We start from the raw sequence: 15441 nt of genomic DNA, 5'->3' as shown, positions 1-15441 counted from the left end.
CGGAGGTGCTGAACGATGATTAAATTAGTGATTACGGATTTAGACGGTACATTTTTAAATAATCAAGGCGATTTTGACAGAACGTTATTTGAAAAGACAAAACGAGTAATGGAGGAACAGCATGTCGCTTTCGCCATCTGCACCGGGAAGCAGTGTGAAAGAGTGGAAGCTTTATTCGGAGAAGATGCGAAAGATTTTTGGATTTTAGGAGACAGTGCCACACGTATAAAAAAGAACGGCAAGTTCGTATATGAATCTTTGATCAGCAATGAAGCGGGACTGTCAATTATAGGCGCTTTAGAAAAAATCAGCTGCGGGCATAGCATTATCGCATGCACAAAAAATGGCGCGATCGTAAAAGAAAATCTGTCTGAAAGTGAAATGAAATATGTAAATGCCTCTTATGCACATGTAACGAAAATAACTGATTTTACTGAGATAAAAGACGATTTTATCAAGATTACGGTTCATGATCCCGACGCCAACTGTCCGGAAACGAGAGAAAAGCTGCATGAATTTTTTCACCAATTATATATCGTAGCATCAGAGGATACCTGGATGGACATATCAAACATCGGAATACATAAAGGAACAACAGTACAAGAACTGCAGCGATTATTAGGGGTTTCGGCTGATGAAACAATGGCGTTCGGAGACGGCCGCAATGACAAAGAATTGATGGAAGCGGCATCCTACAGCTTTGCGGTTAAGAATGCCATTGACGAAATAAAAGATGCAGCGCACTTTGTCATCAAATCAAATGAGGAAAGCAGCGTCATGCACACGATTATGAGAATATTAGCGCTGCAAAAACAATGATGAGCTAAAATCAATGCGGCAGGACTTACTAGGGATAGAAAAAGCGGGCTATCCTCAGACTTTAATTCACTCCTGATTTTTCTAAAATACGTTAAAAATGAATAAATATCTATATTTGACTCGATTGTATTGGTATAATATGTATAAAATGAATGAAGCGGTGTAATATCAAGATGAAAAAAATCACTTCATATCAGACAAAAAGCAGGAACTGCCTCGTTTTGAAATTGGGAGGTGTTTGTATTAGCCCGCTGTTGAGCCCCGCGTATATCATTCTCATTTTTCTTCCGGCAGCTTCTTTTCTGTTAGGGATTTTAGGGTATTTCATCTTTAAAAAAGTATGGATGATGGTTGTTATTGTCTTCATTTTGTCCTTGATATTCATGTTTATTGTAATAGGTGCCGAACCGACATTTTTCATTTGGGTGGCTATGATGACGGGGAGCTGTTTTGTCTCCGGTTCAATCACTAAGACGATATGGACTTTCGCAAAGAGAAAATATTAGACAGAAGAATCCTGTTTGAACAGCTATCCTTTTTTTGTCGATTGAAGAAAAAGAAGTATAGAGTTATCCGTTATGTTCTTATATTTTGTCTGTTGTTGTCAGATCGGGCTTTCTGTTAAAAATGTCTGTCTATCGTTTTGTTCTTTTTTAACTAAACGGAGCACTATAATTGAACTGTAGATACATAGAAAAACAAAAAAGGATAAGGAGGATTTTTATGTTTCAAACCTTAGACCATTTTTTGAAATCTTGGGAATTCGAAGCCGATGCGACACAAAAACTGCTGAATCATCTGACTGATGAATCACTTAAACAAGAAATCACTTCACAACATTGGACTTTAGGCCGTATTGCATGGCATACTGTCGCTGCCATTCACATCATTACCTCAAACACAGATTTAACGTTTCACGCTCCGGCTGAAGATTATCCTGTTCCTGCATCGGCGCGGTTTATTGCTGAGAGTTATCATCAAGCCAGTAATGCATTTGTACAGGCGTTAAAAACGCAATGGACTGACGATACACTTCAAGAATGTGTCAACTTTATTGGTCAGCAATTGCCAAATGGTTCACTTTTGATGTTTTTAATTCAACATCAAAACCATCATCGAGGACAAATGACTGTCCTTATGAGACAAGCAGGTTTACCTGTTCCGGGTATTTACGGTCCGGCAAAAGAGGAATGGATTAAATTCGGTTTGGAAGCTCCGAAATAGGATGTTGTTGTAAGGGCTCGAATGAATAGATGATACCAATCGATGTTGGTATCTTTTTTGTTTTTTAGAGTTATTAAACCGGTATCCATGACATGCAGACGAATCAACAGTTCAAAAGATGTAAATTAAGGTCAATAAATACAGAAAGGTGATTATGGTGATAACTAAAATGACGCGATTCAATATGAAAGACTTCAATAAACCAAACGAACCTTTCGTTGTTTCAGGGAGAATCATCCCTTCATTTGAGGGCAATGTTTGGACATATACAGAGGAGAAATTTGCTGAGCCTTATGTCAAAAAATATGACGATGAAGACATTGATGTCAGTTATATTGAAGAAGAGGATAAAGTTGTCTTTTTTTATTACGCAGAGAACGACTGTGTCGGCCGGAGCAAGCTTCGTTCTAATTGGAATGGATACGCACTGATTGAAGACATTGCCGTTGCAGAAGATTATAGAAAAAATGGTGTCGGGACGGCTTTATTACATAAAGCGATTGAGTGGGCAAAGGAGAATCATTTATGCGGTCTTATGCTTGAAACACAAGATATTAATGTTTCAGCTTGTCATTTTTATGCCAAAAATAACTTTGTCATAGGAGCGGTCGATACAATGCTTTATTCCAATTTTTCAACAGCAAATGAAATTGCGGTTTTTTGGTAATGTAAATTTTAGATGTTTCGTCATTTAGCGGGTGTGTGTCGCGAAGTATTCAAAACATCGGCTTGAGGATTTATAATAAGGTATATCAATCAATGCAGGGGGAGTTATGGATGAAGTGCAAAATCCTTTGTTGACCCTGCACTGGGGAAAAATGTCTTGTTTATGATGGGCGTCCTTTGCGGAGGACTGATATTCGGCACTGCTGCAGGATTTGTTTCTATGGTTCCTTATATGATGAAAGATGTTCACCATTTAAGTACTGCGGCAATTGGAAGCGGGATTATGTTTCCCGGAACGATGAGCGTCATCATCTTCGGTTACAGTGGAGGATTGCTTGTTGATCGGAAGGGTTCTTTATATGTGCTGACCATTGGGATTGTATTGATGTTTTCCAGCTTTTTAATCGCTGCCTTTTTTATAGATGCGACACCTTGGCTCATGACCGTTATCATCGTTTTTGTTTTTGGGGGGCTCTCCTTCACAAAAACGGTTATATCTACAATTGTGTCTGGCAGTTTGAAACAAAAGGAAGCCGGCGCCGGAATGAGTCTGCTTAATTTTACGAGCTTTTTATCAGAGGGAACGGGTATTTCAATTGCAGGCGGTTTATTATCGACCCGCTTGCTGGATCAAAGGCTGCTGCCTGTTAACGCTGATCATTCCGCTTATTTGTACAGTAATATGCTCATTCTTTTTGCAGGAATCATCGTTATGAGCTGGCTGGTAAACATGAATGTCTATAAACGTTCGCAAAGAAATGACTAAAAAGGGAAAAGGATCAAACTTGATAAAAGTTTTGATCCTTTTTTTGAGGAGCTTCCTTATTCCGAAACCTTTTTTCGATGAATGAAAGGGGAGTTAAAGTGAATTACATTTATAAGAAAAAGGAAAAGAAAAATGGAAATTGTATCATTTCAATCAGAGATAAATGGGAGAATGCACTTATTGAGTTTGAACAAAAAAATAATCAAATTGAGATTATGATCAATTATCGTAACGAGAAAACAACCAAGTTTTCACTGCCAATCGAGACTTTTGAGAAAGTGTATGAGGATATTAAAATAGGCCGGAGAGAAAGTTAATCATTCTGTTTGAAAATGACCATGAAGTTCGTAAGCAGTATGGTTTTAACACGCATTTGGATTTCCCTGGCAAAGTAAAGGTTTTTGGGGATTTATGTTAAAATAATAGTAAGAACCTTGTGCAGCGGACAGAGAGTTTCGTTGCTTCATAAGGAGAGGGAACTATGAATAATATTCACATACTGGGAGCCTCCGGAGTCGGAACTTCAACATTGGGTGTTGCATTATCAAAGCATTTGCCTCATACGCATCTTGATACTGATGATTACTATTGGACAGACAAATTCACTAAGAAAAGAGAAATTCCTGAAAGAAGAAAGTTGCTTGAAAAAGACTTGACAATAAATGAGAAATGGATTCTTTCTGGCGCAGTGTGCGGCTGGGGCGATGATCTAAAAAGTTACTTTGACCTTGTCATCTTCTTATGGATTCCGCAAGATATACGGCTTGAGAGATTAAGGCATAGGGAATTTCAGCGTTATGGAAACGAAGTGTTAGCCGGCGGCAGTAAATATGAACAATCAAAAACATTTTTAGAGTGGGCTTCTTTATATGATAATGCTGGAATGGAAGTTAGAAGCAAAGCTTTACACGAACATTGGATGGCAGATTTATCTTGTCCATTGCTAAAAATTGAAGGAGATTACTCAGTCAATGAAAGAGTTGATCGTGTCTTGGATTATCTGAATTCTAATTAAACTAACGGACGGAGATAACTGGAAAACCAAAATTCAAAGACAGTTCCGGCCATTTTTTTAACGGAGCTGTTTTTTTATACCGCTTTCAGTTTCTCTGTTGTGAAGTGATTTATTTTCGGCAGTATCCCACAATAGAGAAGTGATTTGTTCTTCGTGAGGAAGTTTTTGGTTAAGTTGCAAGAGGCGGAACTCCAATGAATAGATACACCCTGAAACCTGTCCAGCCAGCGTTTAAGCTGGTTACCATTGAGTGAAAAGCCATTGCCGCCCGGCAAAGACAGTACCTGGAATGAAAAGTATTGCAGGGAAAGCTAATTTGGTCATTTACCGTGAAAATACGGAAGGCTTTTACGCTGGCCGAAATATGTATGGCAGTAACCCCGGAAGTGGCTGTATTGACTGGAGTTTTCACTAAAAAGGCGATTACACGTATTGCGCATGCAGCCGCCGTAAGAAGGTTACATGGCTCGGGACTCTTTTTGAATACGTGCCGAGAAGTGGCGGAACACTGAAGTGGATAATTATCATATCGATGCAATGACGGTACATTTAGTTCGTCGGCAGCTTGGGGCTTGCACTGTCAATTAGGGAAAGCAGGCAATGGCCCAGGCTGTTCACGGTTCGGCACCTGACATTGCAGTGAAAATATTGCGAATCCTATCGGTATTATACTTTCAACTGCTATGTTGTTTGAATGGCTCAGTACACAGTATCGTGATAAAAAGCTGAAAGAAGCAGCGGAATTAATAGAAAACTCACTTCGGGAAACCGTGAAGGCAGGAATCAAAATGGGAGATCTTAGCGGTCAATCATCAACGTCAGACTTTGCAGAAGCAATTGCAGAAAGGATCGGGTGTTAAGGCGGAAAATAAGAGGTGAGAAGCAGATCATCAAAACGCAATAGGACACCTCAATTTAGATTTTCAGTAAGAACGGCTCTGCTCATTAAAAAACTCAATTCGTAGATTAGTGGCATCAATATTGCCGCAGATCGGGTTAGTGACATAAAGAGGAAGGGATGAGACCCCTTCCTTAAAATCTTTAATTCCTCTAATTTCATTGTAAGGTATATTACTTTTTTGAGATGGGTATCCAAATTTCACTTTTAAAAGATGGCGATGTTACATCTTTATGCTCATTCCACAGGATTTCTGGGCCTTCAATTTGTTCATAATGTGACGATGGAAACCATTCGGAATAAATCCGCCCCCATACTTCCTGCAGTGCATCCGGAAATGATCCGGCTGCTTCGAATACAGCCCACGTTGAGGCAGGGACTTCAAGCTGTGATAGGTGATTTGGGCAATGTTTCGTTGTGGCTGCGCCAATATAGTGATCAAGCTCTCCGTTTTCCTCTGTCCGGCCTTCAGAAAAGTTCGTGGATGCACTAATGAGTCCTACAGGCGCTACATTAGAAAGCTCTTTTAGTTGATTGATTGCTGCTTCATCTAAACTTTCCCACATCGATGCAATGTCAGGATTCACGCCTTTGAACAAAATAGGGACTCTTTTTTTAATGCCGACGATGCGAAATGCCTCTTTTTCTTCAATGCGATAGTTCATTTCATTTCCTCCTTTGATTGATAACTGGAAGGTCATTCGCGGATAAGCTTTAAGTGAATGGCCATTATGTCTAGCTTCTGATGGTCTTATGCCATGCAGATTCTGAAATGCCCGCGCAAAAGAATCTGGTGAGTGATAACCGTATTTTATTGCAAGATCAATCACCTTTACGCGGCTGTCTTTAAGTTCAAAAGCTGCAAGAGTAAGACGTCGTCGACGAATATATTCCGATAATGAAATACCTGTGAGGAAGGAAAACATCCTTTTAAAATGATATTCAGAGCAGAAAGCAAGCCTTGCTGCTTCTTTGAAATCAATATCGTTCGTGAGGTTTTCTTCAATATACGTTAATGCGCTGTTCATCCTTTTAAGCGAATCCATTTATTTGACCTCCTTTACCAAAAGAATAACAGGAGCGAAATGTATCTGCCCGACATTTCGTGCACAGTTTTGCAGGATAACTTATATGTAATAAATTAGTGATTCACCTGTATTTGTACAGATAAAGAAAACACCTCATAACTGCTTGGGTTTCATAAGATGAAAGAAAGTTATCATTGTTTTATATTGAAAAAAATAGGAAAATCCGGAGTTTTCTTGTTGGAGGGGTTTACTATCAATCAATTGAAAGTTGCTTACGCAGAGGTAGATAAAAAATTTTAGTTATGTCGAGAACGGTGTTCACCTTCACTACTTGTTCAATTAGAGGAAGTGATTCTTCCTTAAGGGAGATCACTTTTTCTTATTCGACGAAAGCAGCAATTTAGCGGAAGATGGAGAAAAATCAGTTGACTTACTTGAATACTAAATAGGTGCAAAAAATGGTTATTCATACGGATTGGAAAAGAAGAACACGCAGCAGACTCACTTGCTCTTGTTGGGGGCAAGTGTTGACAACCCTATTAGCCGGTTTAATTAAAGAAGGGGTATAAAACCTGTATCAATGATGTTACGAGATATCTGCGACACAGGTTTTATATGCAGGTAACTAATATTCTTATATATGTAACATTGCATTTTTTATGATGCAATAGTTCACTCTATTTCTGCTTTCAATTTTTCGAACCACTCTAAATTAACCAAGTGATGTGAACGGGAATTTTCATTCATACGGCGAAAGTAATTGATTGTGCCGGGAATTTCTTGAGTGATGGACAGGTATTCGTCAAGGAGCTCGATTCGAGTTTTAGTCTGATCGATTTGTGATTGGATCAGATCCAGTAATTTATTTTTGTCGAATTCATCGGCAAAGAGTAACGCCCCATAAAATTGCAGGTTCACATATTCCGATTTGGTGCCGTATTTGATCATTAATTTTTCGAATTCTGCCCTTCCCGAATCTGTGACGTTAAAGTTACGGATTTCACGCCCGCCGGTTGAGGGTTTCTGCTGAATCTGTTCAATCAAACACTTTTCTTCAAGTTGCTGCAGATTGTAATAAAATGAACCTTTCGTGAAGTTAACAATGTATTTGTAATGACGTTTTTCCATTAAGGCCAGAAGTTCATAGCCGTGAGCTCCGGGGTTTTGGATGAGCAAGCCAAGGATAAGTAAGGGAATCATGGTTTCATCACCTTCGCCATCCGCGCCTCAAATTCCGCGTACGTGATTTTACCCGAAGCCAAATCCATACTATGAAGGTAAATCTGTTCTGTTTTAGAATAGTCACCATTCACTTTCAGTGATTGCTCCTCTCCCGAAATGGGTTTCAGGATATGGTGCTTTTTCGAAAAAGCCTCGAAATAGCGGTAACCGAATTTGCGTTGTGAAGCTGCGTCTAAATGAATGCCATCAGGATTCGCAGTCAAACCTGCCGCAGTAACAAAATAACAATTCTCTTGTTCATCAGCAAAACGCAGCAATTGTTCATTAACCTGTCGAAATTCAGTCGCGTGCTGTCCAAAACCAGTCTTCCCAAGAAAGTCACCAAGCCCTCCAATAATCAACGGTACCTCATCTAATTCCAACTCGTTTCTTAGCGTCCCGATGATAAGAGTTAATTTCTCGTAATAAGTTTCATGCAGCGAACGATAACTGTCACTCTCACCTTGATGCCAGTGAATTCCGCAAATTTGACTGGACTGGAGGGCGAAGCGGGCTTCGGACAAAGCATGCTGAAAAAGGATGCCTTCCGGATGCCAGTCATTCAATGAACTGCCGCCTTCCGCACAAGGGATCAAGCCAATTTCTTCATCGGGATGAGCTTTCGACCATGCATCTGCAAAAGATGCGGCCAGGCCAACGCCGGAAACCGGACGGTCGTAATTAATCGGCTCTGTCATCATCTGCCACTGTCCATTGCGCAGCATTTTTATTTTTTCATTATAGATAGGGTCTACTTCATTCAAAAATCCACGGCCTGCCATATTCGACTGCCCTAACATTAAAAAAGACTTTATCATCTAATTTTTTCACTTCTTTACATCAATATTTTAGTCTAATTAGACTATAGTCCATTCAGCTTGTCTTGTAAAGTTTCAACTAGGTTTTATTTTTATTATTAGTATGTATGAAAAACAAACTAACATTGAACATTTGGTGGATGTATTTGAGAATTAGCAAGTTCTTTTGCTTTAGGTCTTGATAAACAATGAAAAAACAACAAAAACCCTGTGATGTAAGGGTTCCTATGAGGTTCAAAATCATTTTTCATAGGAAATACATTCAATGATGGGGGGGTATAAAGGGGGGCTGTGTTGAAGGGGTTAAATATCAATAAAAAATTATTAAAAAGGTTAACGATTGTACCAATTCTATTCATTTGTTATGTTTTATTTCTAAATCCTGAAGTTATACTTGAAGAGCAATGTCCTAAAATGCAGAAAAAGCCGGGATGTCAGATCCGGCTTTTCGCTCACTTTCCCTTCTTCTTCCGCTTCTCCTTCTCCGCCCGATAAAACTCATGAAACATCTTCATCAATGCGCGTTTTTCAATCCGCGACACATAACTCCTTGAAATGCCGAGCTCCTTTGCGATCTCGCGCTGCGTTTTTTCTTTTTTTAAATCAAGCCCGAAGCGGCCGACGATGACTTCTTTTTCGCGGTCGTCTAAAATATCGATATATTTTTTGACCTTTTCAAGTTCCATGTTGAGCTGAATGGTGTCGATCACATCTTCGCTTTCCGACTTGAGGACATCGATCAGGCTTATTTCATTCCCTTCTTTATCCTGGCCGATCGGATCATGAAGGGAGACGTCTTTTTTCGTTTTTTTCAATGCGCGCAGATGCATTAAAATCTCATTTTCAATACATCGTGCAGCATATGTGGCAAGCTTCGTGCCTTTTCCGGCTGAGTAGCTTTCAATTCCTTTAATCAGCCCGATTGTACCGATGGAGATCAGATCTTCTGCGTCCTCTCCCGTGTTTTCGAATTTTTTCACAATATGGGCGACTAAACGGAGATTGTGTTCGATCAGCATGTTGCGGGCGTGTTCATCTCCTTCAGCCATAAGGTCTAAGTATTTTTTCTCCTCACTATTTGAGAGCGGTTGTGGAAAGGCATTATTTTTCACGTATGATACTAAAAACACGAGTTCTTTCACAATAAACCCGAGCGCTGCAAAAACACCTGTCACCATCCTCACCTCCACAAAGTTATGTAGGCAAAAGCCTATATGTAACTGTATGTGGCAGTCAGGCTGTTTGTGTCTGTACAGGGAAATTAATCAAAGGCAGGTTTTATTTCTTACAGCCTCTTGATTTTTGCTGATTGAGCCTGTATATTGTTAAAAAAAGTAAGGGTGAAAACAATATAACCGAAAAGCGCTGAAGAGACGAGTAGACAGATATCATTCATGACAGAGAGCTCCGGGAGCTGTGAAGGAGTATGAATGGATGTGTTGAAACAAACCTCTTAGCTTCGCATCGGAATCATGAAAAACGAGGATGATGCGGCGGATACTCCTGTTACCGAGTAAGCTTTGTACCCGGCTTAGGCCGGCACCAAACCGAATTGAGGTGGCATAGCGGGCTGTTTCCCGTCCTCAAGACTTTATTGTCTTGAGGGCGTTTTTTATTTCTGTTTTTTATTTCTAAGGGAGGGATAAGATGAAAAACCTGAAGTCTTGGCGGTACCCGATGCTTCTGTTAACCGGAATCGGGATAGCAAATATTGGTGAATGGATTTATTTTTTGTCTCTTAATCTTATTGTCTTAAAAGAAACGGGGTCTGCTTTTGCGGTTTCCATCCTTTATTTAATCAGACCTGCGGCTGTTTTGATGACAAATGGGTGGGCAGGCAGCATCATCGACCGGTGTAACAAACGGAATATGATGATGTCGCTTGATTTCATCCGGGCTGCATTCATTGCCGTTCTGCCGCTGATGGTTACAGCACGGTCTTTATTTTCCGTTTATTGTATCGTATTTTTGATTCAAATGGCCAATGCGATGTTTCGTCCGTGTTCCATGGCGTATGTGACGATGCTTATCCCGGCTGAAAGGAGAAAACGATTCAATTCACTAAGGGCTTTGTCGGAATCAGGGGCTTTTCTCCTCGGGCCGGCTGCGGCCGGGCTGCTTTTTATCGCCGGCACGCCGATTTTTGCGATTTGGGTGAATGCGGCGGCTTTAGTGCTGTCCGGTTTCATCACGATGCTGCTGCCGAACCTTGAAAATGGGCCTCACGTACATTCTCCCGCACAGAAGCTTTCTTTGGCAGTTTACAAACAAGATTGGAAGCTCGTCTATCGCTTCAGCCGAACAGCGCGAAACGTCATGATCATTTATTTTTTATTCAGTCTGGTCATGACCGTTATGCCATCAGCGCTTGATTCGCTTGAAGCCGCTTTTGCAAAAGAGGTTCTTCAGCTGACTGATGCCGATTACGGTTTTCTCGTCAGTGTCTCAGGGGCAGGCATTATCGCGGGGGCGCTTGTCAATGTGTTCTTTAATAAAAAAATGCCGGCTTCTTTATTGATGGGAATGGGCTCTTTATTCACAGCGGCCGGATATATGATTTATGCGTTTTCTGACGTTTTTTGGACGGCTGCTTTCGGATTTTTCCTTCTCGCTTTTTTTCTGGCGTTTGCCAATACAGGCTTTCTGACGTTTTATCAAAAGAATGTTCCGGTGGACATCATGGGGAGAGTGGGGAGCTTTTATTCATTAATCGAAGCCGTCTTCATTATAGTAGTAACGGCGGTTTTCGGAGCAGCTTCTGTCAGTTCTTCCGTCCGCGGCATCGTCATCGCAGGCGCTGCTGTTATGCTGGTGTTGGCAGCCGTTTTATGCTCGTTCTTATTTGCGGCCGCAAAAAGGAGGACTCCTGATGTATTTCAAGCGGATCAATTTAAACAAACATAAAGAGACGGCCGTTTCGTTTCGTGAGGATTCGTTTTTCGTCAGCTTTGGCACGGCGGATCATTTTAATAAGGATGAATATCTCAGGTGGCTGTCATCCCAAATCAAATGCTTTCCCGACGGTTTTATGCCGCTTTTTCATAACGGGCAGCCGATCGGACAGCTTGAAGCTTCCATCAAATTTTACCGCAGCCAAAAAATCGGTTATGTGCACCTTTACTGAGCAGCAAAGAGAACGCGGAACGAAGCTGCATCAATTTAGAATTAAACGGAAAAGTTCTCAGAATGAGAGGAGCCGTACCGCCGGAATAGGGGGCGGTACGCGTTTCATTTTTTCGTTGTTTTTAAAAGGCCGGGAAACTTCTTATAAATGACCGCCATTAAGACGAGCATATACATTCCATAAATCCCGAAAGACAGCAGTTTGTTGCTTGTAAATGAAGCGCCTGCGACCGTCACGATCACAATGTTCGGAATTTTGCCGAGCACCGACGCAGAAAAAAAGATCGGCCATCGGATATTACTCAGCCCGCAGACGGTATTCATGGCAAGCGACGGTATAATCGGAATCAGCCGCCCGAAAAGCACCGCCGTAAACGCGTGCTGATGAAATGAATCTTCATATTGGGCCGCTGCCGGGTAAGCCAGCAGCTTTTTTCTGGCCCAGTCTCTGAATCCGTACCGGACGAGAAAAAACAATGCCATTGTTCCGAGCATCGCGCCTGACAATGTAATCCACACCCCGTTTACAATCCCGAAAACCGCTCCGTTTAAGGCCGCGATAATGGCGAATGGAACAATCGGAAAAAATACGTCAGCTGCGACCAGAAGGATACTCATAAGCACGGCGTACATGCCGCCCGCGCGAATCATGCTGAGCCAGACGTCTTTTTGCATAAAGCCGATCATCACGACAGCAATGATGACGGCAAGACTGAATCCCTTTTTTATCATCTGCACGTTCACCTCTTGTCAATTAGTATACAGCACAAATCTATCTCCTTCTATTAAAATAAGCTGTCCGATAAGCGTATTTGATTTATCAGCATTTGCCGTTTGATGAGAAACGGCTGGCACCCGGGTTTGGACAAAAACAAGCGGGAAGCGGGTGATGTGCATCATTTGATGCAGAGAATGATTTTTATAAAAGGGGACACGTTAACAGTAGTGTTTACTGGAGGTGTAAACGTTGAGATGCTTTCATCTGATCATCATGATATGCGTCCTCACGAGTCTCACTGCCGTGTCCGCCGATGCGAAATCTTTAAAAAGAAGTGACATGGAGAAGACGGGAAACGTGTACTGGGATATAAGGTCTGAAAAAAAGAAACTATCTTTAACCTTCGATGACGGCCCCCATCCTGTCTATACGGAGGCTGTGTTAGACGTGCTGAAACAGCACAATGTTAAAGCAACCTTTTTTTGTGTCGGGAGCCGTATAGACAAATACCCCATAACGGCAAAACGCATCGTTGAAGAAGGGCATGAAATCGGCAACCATACGATGAACCATGTTTATTTTCACCGACTGAAACGCAAAGACATTTTACAAGAGCTTCACAGCTCAGCGCATCATATCACATCGCTGCAGCCGGAAGGGGACAAGTTATTCCGCCCGCCGGGAGGGTCGCTGAATCATACGGCTTTCAAAAGCATCTTAAAAGAGGGCTATCATATCATCATGTGGTCATGGAACCAAGATCCGAGGGACTGGAAAAGGCCAGGGAAAGGAAAAATCGTCAGGCACGTTGTTTCACATGCCAGAGATGGAGATATCGTTCTTCTGCATGACGGCGGAGGAAACCGGCGCCAGACGGTTGAGGCTTTGAAAGAAATCATTCCCAAGCTGAAAAAGCAGGGCTACACGTTTGTTAAGGTTTCGGATTTGATCGGACAGGATTCCGGTCCTTTTCATATCCAGTAAAGAGAGTGCCGCGTTGAAAGCCGCCAAAGAGATGTGTACCATAGGAGGTAAGGTTTGGGGGGAGAGAAAATGAAGTTTGCTGTTCTTTTGATTACGATAATCTGTCTGTTATCAGGATGCGCCGCGGGCAAAGAGAAAAGTGTTGTCGCGTTCGGCGACAGCAATACGCGCGGTTCCAACTGGGATTATCGTGATTATCCGAAGGCGCAGCAGTGGGTAAACATTTTAAAAACAGCGGAACGCGGCCGTCTTACGGTTATAAATGCGGGAATAGGCGGCCAGACGACTGAGGATGCGCGCCTGCGCTTTCAAAGCGACGTGCTGGACCGTAAGCCCCAATATTTATTTATCATGTTCGGAACAAATGATGCGGGCATTTTGACGGGCGATCAGCCGCGGGTATCAAAGAAACGGTTTAAAGAAAACCTGACTTATTTCATAAACGAAAGCAGAAATCACGGCATAAAGCCGATTTTAATGACGTGCATCCCGGTTATAGAAGGAAACGGAACGCATCATCTCTATTACTATTCGAGATATAAAGCCTCAGCCTTTAAAGAAAAAGGCGGCGCGAGAAAATGGCATAATTCCTATAACGGCGTTACGAGGCAGGTTGCAGCTGAGTTGAAAGTGCCGCTGGTGGATAACTGGAAACACTTTATACGCGCGGACGGCGGCAAAGATACAGACCGGGCGCTGATTCAATCCGGACTGATAGATCCCTCCGGAAATCATATGACGCCAAAAGGCGCCAGAATCTTAATTGAAGGCATAAAAAATGGGCGGGTTTTGGAACGCTGACGCCGTCAGCTGCCTAAACCGTTTTGCTTCTGCTTCATAGGCTGTAGAAAAAACATCTTTTTGGAGGCGATTGCTATGAACCGCGGTTTCCCTCCGCAATATCCTGTATGCCCGCCTCCTCGGGTGAATGCGGGGTACTGGTACGCATTTTTTGTTGTGCTGCTCGTCGTCATTCTCGTCCTGGGCGGTCTGTATTGGTTCAATATATAGCAGCCGTCCTCTTAAACACCTCTATTTTAGGGGTGTTTTTTGTTGAAAGTGGTAGTAATGCGCATAACCGAAGTGATATAATATCAGTCATCTGAGTAAAAAAAGGAAATTCGCCCGGGAATTTTTTCTGTTTAAGAAGAAACGGAAATAATGTGTCCGAGCGATCTTCTTTTGATTTCGTTTTCAATTAACTCGATAAATTCACGGCTCAAATTCATTTCATTGGCTTTGAAATAAGATTCTATTAGTAATTCATCAGAAAGCTTTCTCATGCCGGGGACCCAATTAATGGGAGTGGCACCTCCTTACAATTGTAATCAATCATCAGACGCAAGCATATGATGGAAGGTTGCGTTTCAATCATGGTGAGGTTATCTTTAATCTACCATGAAATACAAATAAGAACAATCGTTCTGTTATCCACACTCGTAAGTGGATAACTTGTTAGTATCTTGTTTATAATCTGGATAAATCCGGATGTAATAAGAGTGGATAATGTGTGTAATTTTATCCACAACTGGTGAAGAAACCCAATTTCTGTCGAAATTTTTTTACTGAGTCCGACTTTGTTTTTAAATCTGACAGGTTTCGACATATAGATGATAGAAAGAAAAGGAAGGGTGCGGGTTTTGTTAAAAAAGTTTTTTTTACCTGACGAATTTGTGAAAAATATATTTCATATCACACCGGAAAAGCTCAAAGAACGCAATGTGAAAGGGATTATTACAGATCTTGACAACACGCTTGTGGAGTGGGACAGACCGAGTGCGACACCTCGATTAATCGAGTGGTTTGAAGAAATGAAGGAGCACGGCATTAAAGTCACGATCGTCTCCAATAATAATGAACGAAGAGTGAAATTATTCTCGGAGCCGCTTGGCATACCGTTTATTTATAAGGCAAGAAAACCGATGGGGCGCGCCTTTAAAAGAGCCGTCAGCAGCATGGATCTGAAAAAAGAAGACTGTGTGGTCATCGGCGATCAGCTGCTTACTGATGTTCTCGGCGGAAACAGAAACGGGTATCATACGATCCTCGTCGTGCCTGTCGCTTCCTCTGACGGAGTCATGACGCGCTTTAACCGCCGGATTGAACGGAGAATATTGAGTTCTTTGAAACGTAAAGGCCATATTCAGTGGGAGGATTAGAA

18 protein-coding genes and 2 pseudogenes are annotated in these 15441 nt (G+C 41.7%); 14 read left to right on the top strand and 6 right to left on the bottom strand.

Translation table 11 applies throughout. The annotated features are described in order from the left end of the window. Positions 1-15: 15 nt before the first annotated feature. From NSQ37_RS19200 to NSQ37_RS21285, 8 genes and pseudogenes are all read left to right on the top strand, one after another. Entirely contained in the window at positions 16-819 is an 804-nt protein-coding gene (locus NSQ37_RS19200; protein ID WP_045208313.1) for an HAD-IIB family hydrolase, read from the top strand. A gap of 152 nt (positions 820-971) precedes the next feature. After that, complete coding sequence (locus NSQ37_RS19195) at positions 972-1325, top strand: DUF2651 family protein (RefSeq protein ID WP_307772235.1); 354 nt, start codon at positions 972-974, stop codon at positions 1323-1325. A 217-nt stretch (positions 1326-1542) separates the two neighbouring features. Then, complete coding sequence (locus tag NSQ37_RS19190; protein WP_012118046.1) at positions 1543-2043, top strand: DinB family protein; 501 nt, start codon at positions 1543-1545, stop codon at positions 2041-2043. A 157-nt stretch (positions 2044-2200) separates the two neighbouring features. Next, positions 2201-2710, top strand: coding sequence for a streptothricin N-acetyltransferase SatA (satA, locus tag NSQ37_RS19185; RefSeq protein ID WP_038456475.1), 510 nt, complete (start codon positions 2201-2203; stop codon positions 2708-2710). Between the two features lie 126 nt (positions 2711-2836). Continuing rightward, positions 2837-3475, top strand: a pseudogene (locus NSQ37_RS19180) (MFS transporter); the annotation flags it as partial. Positions 3476-3573: 98 nt separating this feature from the next. Continuing rightward, positions 3574-3792 carry a hypothetical protein gene (locus NSQ37_RS19175; RefSeq protein ID WP_031378922.1) on the top strand — a complete coding sequence of 73 codons (219 nt, stop codon included), beginning with the start codon at positions 3574-3576 and terminating at the stop codon, positions 3790-3792. 164 nt (positions 3793-3956) lie between these two features. Continuing rightward, on the top strand, positions 3957-4490 hold the full coding sequence (locus NSQ37_RS19170; RefSeq protein ID WP_015240259.1) for an ATP-binding protein: 534 nt from the start codon (positions 3957-3959) through the stop codon (positions 4488-4490). 256 nt (positions 4491-4746) lie between these two features. Beyond that, positions 4747-5350 (top strand): annotated as a pseudogene (locus tag NSQ37_RS21285) (isocitrate/isopropylmalate family dehydrogenase); the annotation flags it as partial. A gap of 211 nt (positions 5351-5561) precedes the next feature. Here the strand turns inward: NSQ37_RS21285 and NSQ37_RS19160 are convergent. From NSQ37_RS19160 to sigK, 4 genes are all read right to left on the bottom strand, one after another. Continuing rightward, the gene (locus NSQ37_RS19160; RefSeq protein WP_014418433.1) at positions 5562-6434 is read right to left on the bottom strand and encodes an AraC family transcriptional regulator; all 873 of its coding nucleotides are present in this window, start codon (positions 6432-6434) and stop codon (positions 5562-5564) included. A gap of 654 nt (positions 6435-7088) precedes the next feature. Then, entirely contained in the window at positions 7089-7616 is a 528-nt protein-coding gene (locus NSQ37_RS19155) for a PadR family transcriptional regulator (protein WP_032866678.1), read from the bottom strand. After that, the gene (locus NSQ37_RS19150) at positions 7613-8455 is read right to left on the bottom strand and encodes a sialate O-acetylesterase (protein ID WP_032866681.1); all 843 of its coding nucleotides are present in this window, start codon (positions 8453-8455) and stop codon (positions 7613-7615) included. Before NSQ37_RS19150 ends, NSQ37_RS19155 begins: the two co-directional genes overlap by 4 nt. A 452-nt stretch (positions 8456-8907) precedes the next feature. Next, positions 8908-9633: an RNA polymerase sporulation sigma factor SigK gene (gene sigK / locus NSQ37_RS19145; protein ID WP_020956104.1), complete on the bottom strand. Its 726-nt coding sequence runs from the start codon at positions 9631-9633 to the stop codon at positions 8908-8910. Positions 9634-10102: 469 nt separating this feature from the next. Between sigK and NSQ37_RS19140 the strand changes: the two genes are divergently transcribed. Both NSQ37_RS19140 and NSQ37_RS19135 read left to right on the top strand, forming a co-directional pair. Further along, a complete protein-coding gene (locus tag NSQ37_RS19140; RefSeq protein WP_326364985.1) occupies positions 10103-11359 on the top strand; it encodes an MFS transporter in 1257 nt (418 codons plus the stop codon). Continuing rightward, positions 11325-11579 (top strand): hypothetical protein, encoded by a 255-nt coding sequence (locus NSQ37_RS19135; RefSeq protein ID WP_326364986.1) that lies wholly within the window; start codon positions 11325-11327, stop codon positions 11577-11579. The genes NSQ37_RS19140 and NSQ37_RS19135 overlap by 35 nt, the downstream gene beginning before the upstream one ends. 104 nt (positions 11580-11683) lie before the next feature. Here the strand turns inward: NSQ37_RS19135 and NSQ37_RS19130 are convergent, their stop codons facing one another. Further along, the gene (locus NSQ37_RS19130) at positions 11684-12310 is read right to left on the bottom strand and encodes a TVP38/TMEM64 family protein (protein ID WP_012118035.1); all 627 of its coding nucleotides are present in this window, start codon (positions 12308-12310) and stop codon (positions 11684-11686) included. 235 nt (positions 12311-12545) lie between these two features. Here NSQ37_RS19130 and NSQ37_RS19125 point away from each other — a divergent pair, with 235 nt between their 5' ends. The 3 genes from NSQ37_RS19125 (at position 12546) to NSQ37_RS19115 (ending at position 14291) form a co-directional block, all read left to right on the top strand. Next, complete coding sequence (locus tag NSQ37_RS19125; RefSeq protein WP_007612700.1) at positions 12546-13280, top strand: polysaccharide deacetylase family protein; 735 nt, start codon at positions 12546-12548, stop codon at positions 13278-13280. Between the two features lie 69 nt (positions 13281-13349). Next, positions 13350-14081: an SGNH/GDSL hydrolase family protein gene (locus NSQ37_RS19120; protein WP_326364987.1), complete on the top strand. Its 732-nt coding sequence runs from the start codon at positions 13350-13352 to the stop codon at positions 14079-14081. A gap of 75 nt (positions 14082-14156) precedes the next feature. After that, positions 14157-14291 (top strand): hypothetical protein, encoded by a 135-nt coding sequence (locus tag NSQ37_RS19115; protein WP_003152848.1) that lies wholly within the window; start codon positions 14157-14159, stop codon positions 14289-14291. Positions 14292-14422: 131 nt separating this feature from the next. Here NSQ37_RS19115 and NSQ37_RS19110 read toward each other — a convergent pair whose 3' ends face one another. Then, on the bottom strand, positions 14423-14563 hold the full coding sequence (locus NSQ37_RS19110; RefSeq protein ID WP_003152850.1) for a sporulation histidine kinase inhibitor Sda: 141 nt from the start codon (positions 14561-14563) through the stop codon (positions 14423-14425). Positions 14564-14920: 357 nt separating this feature from the next. Here NSQ37_RS19110 and NSQ37_RS19105 point away from each other — a divergent pair, with 357 nt between their 5' ends. After that, positions 14921-15439 (top strand): YqeG family HAD IIIA-type phosphatase, encoded by a 519-nt coding sequence (locus tag NSQ37_RS19105; RefSeq protein WP_007408254.1) that lies wholly within the window; start codon positions 14921-14923, stop codon positions 15437-15439. Positions 15440-15441: the final 2 nt, after the last annotated feature.

This window comes from Bacillus sp. FSL P4-0334 (assembly GCF_038004825.1).
GTDB lineage: Bacteria > Bacillota > Bacilli > Bacillales > Bacillaceae > Bacillus > Bacillus velezensis.
The sequence above is the reverse complement of the archived record's forward strand: the minus strand, read 5'-3'. Positions and strand labels throughout refer to the sequence as shown.

What these genes read in the sequence shown, in the direction of transcription:
- NSQ37_RS19135 (WP_326364986.1), top strand. Translation starts at nt 11,325, where the DNA reads ATGTATTTCAAGCGGATCAATTTAAACAAACATAAAGAGACGGCCGTT.
- NSQ37_RS19110 (WP_003152850.1), bottom strand. Translation starts at nt 14,563, where the DNA reads ATGAGAAAGCTTTCTGATGAATTACTAATAGAATCTTATTTCAAAGCC.
- NSQ37_RS19190 (WP_012118046.1), top strand. Translation starts at nt 1,543, where the DNA reads ATGTTTCAAACCTTAGACCATTTTTTGAAATCTTGGGAATTCGAAGCC.
- NSQ37_RS19160 (WP_014418433.1), bottom strand. Translation starts at nt 6,434, where the DNA reads ATGGATTCGCTTAAAAGGATGAACAGCGCATTAACGTATATTGAAGAA.
- NSQ37_RS19115 (WP_003152848.1), top strand. Translation starts at nt 14,157, where the DNA reads ATGAACCGCGGTTTCCCTCCGCAATATCCTGTATGCCCGCCTCCTCGG.
- NSQ37_RS19195 (WP_307772235.1), top strand. Translation starts at nt 972, where the DNA reads ATGAAGCGGTGTAATATCAAGATGAAAAAAATCACTTCATATCAGACA.
- sigK (WP_020956104.1), bottom strand. Translation starts at nt 9,633, where the DNA reads ATGGTGACAGGTGTTTTTGCAGCGCTCGGGTTTATTGTGAAAGAACTC.
- NSQ37_RS19170 (WP_015240259.1), top strand. Translation starts at nt 3,957, where the DNA reads ATGAATAATATTCACATACTGGGAGCCTCCGGAGTCGGAACTTCAACA.
- NSQ37_RS19200 (WP_045208313.1), top strand. Translation starts at nt 16, where the DNA reads ATGATTAAATTAGTGATTACGGATTTAGACGGTACATTTTTAAATAAT.
- NSQ37_RS19130 (WP_012118035.1), bottom strand. Translation starts at nt 12,310, where the DNA reads ATGATAAAAAAGGGATTCAGTCTTGCCGTCATCATTGCTGTCGTGATG.
- NSQ37_RS19140 (WP_326364985.1), top strand. Translation starts at nt 10,103, where the DNA reads ATGAAAAACCTGAAGTCTTGGCGGTACCCGATGCTTCTGTTAACCGGA.
- NSQ37_RS19150 (WP_032866681.1), bottom strand. Translation starts at nt 8,455, where the DNA reads ATGATAAAGTCTTTTTTAATGTTAGGGCAGTCGAATATGGCAGGCCGT.
- NSQ37_RS19155 (WP_032866678.1), bottom strand. Translation starts at nt 7,616, where the DNA reads ATGATTCCCTTACTTATCCTTGGCTTGCTCATCCAAAACCCCGGAGCT.
- NSQ37_RS19120 (WP_326364987.1), top strand. Translation starts at nt 13,350, where the DNA reads ATGAAGTTTGCTGTTCTTTTGATTACGATAATCTGTCTGTTATCAGGA.